At 66.3% G+C, this 1,768-nt stretch carries 2 protein-coding genes and 1 pseudogene; all 3 read right to left on the bottom strand.

Annotation, left to right across the window (positions count from 1 at the left end):
• Nucleotides 1-953 (bottom strand): annotated as a pseudogene (locus tag JCM19049_RS13170) (PP2C family serine/threonine-protein phosphatase); the annotation flags it as partial.
• Nucleotides 954-956: 3 nt separating this feature from the next.
• Entirely contained in the window at nt 957-1,436 is a 480-nt protein-coding gene (locus tag JCM19049_RS13175; RefSeq protein WP_054821811.1) for an FHA domain-containing protein, read from the bottom strand.
• On the bottom strand, nt 1,433-1,768 hold a 336-nt coding region (locus JCM19049_RS13180), incomplete at its 5' end, for an FHA domain-containing protein (RefSeq protein ID WP_279403198.1). The genes JCM19049_RS13175 and JCM19049_RS13180, both read right to left, overlap by 4 nt.

Below are 1,768 nucleotides of genomic sequence, written 5' to 3' on the forward strand. Positions count from 1 at the left end.
ACGGTGGGTGAGCAGGGCCGCGGCGCGGCGCTCACCGGTGCTCTGGGTTACCACCGGGATCTGCCCGGTCTGGGTGGCCAGGTCGGCGGCGCCCACGAGTACGTGCGGGCGCTGGGAGATCTCATGGCGGATCAGCGAGGCGCTGGCCTCGATGTCACCCTCCACGGCGATCGTCAGCTGTCCGGTGTCCGGTTCCGGCTCCCCGGAGACCGCCTGGACCGGGGGCAGGTCAGGAGTTTCGACAATGTCGAACAGGACGATGGTGACGTTGTCCGGCGCCCCGTTGTGCAGGGTCGTGGCCACCAGGTCGGCCGCGATCTCCTCCAGGTCCGCGGTGGTGCGCATCGCCTGCTCAATGATTTCGTCGGGCACCACATCGGTCAGGCCGTCGGAGCACAGCAGCCAGCGTTCACCGACCGCGGCCGGCAGCTGCTGGATGTCCAGTTCGGGGGAGGCATCCGAATCGCCAAGGACGCGCAGCAGCACGTTCTTGTGCGGGTGCACCGATGCTTCCTCGGGGCGGATTCGGCCTTCCTCGACCAGGCGCTGCACGAACGTGTGGTCCCGGCTGATCTGCTCGAACACCCCGTCCTTCAGGCGGTAGGCGCGCGAGTCGCCGATGTGCGCCAGGTGCAGCGTTTCCTCGGAGAGCAGCAGCGAGGTCACGGTGGTGCCCATGCCCGAAAGCTTCGGGTTCGCGCCCACCAGTTCGTTCAGCACCAGGTTCGCCGCCTGGATCTCATCGGGCAGCGCGTTCTGCGGGTCCGGGGTGTAGCGGCGGTCCAGGTGGATCAAATCCAGCACGGTGGAGGCCGAAGCCACGTCGCCACCGACATGCCGCCCATGCCGTCGGCCAGCACCGCCAGGTACTCGCCAACGTAGGCCGAATCATCGTTCTTTGAACGCACTCGGCCTACGTCTGACAGGGCGGCAAACTTGAGCTTCAATGCCATAGGCTAGGCCTTCAACTCCAGCACAGTCTTGCCAATGCGGATCCGCTGGCCCAATTCCACGGGCTGCGGACGCGACAGCTGGTTCTCCCCGATAAAGGTGCCGTTGGTGGATCCCAGGTCCTCCAGGAACCAGCGCGAACCCTGCGGGAAGAGCCGGGCGTGGCGACCGGAGGCGTAGTCGTCTTCCAACACGACGGTTGCATCCTGGGCGCGCCCAAAGAGGATCGGCTGGCCGTCAAGCTTGATTTCGCGGCCGGAAAGTGGGCCTTCCACCACCTGCAGGGCGGTGGCCGTCTTGCGGGCGGTCGGTTCGGGTTCAGCCAGTGTCGGGTTCTTCTTGATCGCCCGGGCGCTGGGCTGGCCGGTGCGGGCGCGGGTCCCGATGACCAGGTCACGGCGCATGGCGCCCACGACGCTGAGCACCAGAAGCCACAGCAGAACCAGGAAGCCCAGGCGGAACAGGGCGAGCAGCAGGTCGTTCATGCGCGTCCCTTCTGCCCCTGGGCGATGAGTCGGAAGACAACCTTGGTCTTGCCCAGGGAAATGACCGAGCCATCGCCCACCCGGGTCTCGCCGTTGACCTTGCGGCCGTCGACGAAGGTGCCGTTGGTGGACCCCAGATCGAGTACCACGTAGTCATCTCCTCTTTGTTCGACACGGAAATGTTGCCGGGAAACGCCCGGGTCATCGATCGGGATGTCGGTGGAGGCTGAACGGCCCAGCACAATCGAATGATGGTGCAGGGCATAGCGCTGGCCATCAACCTCCAGCACGGCCTGTTTGGCCATCGGTGCCGGGGCGCGTGCCGGTTCGGG

This window comes from Arthrobacter sp. JCM 19049 (assembly GCF_001310435.1).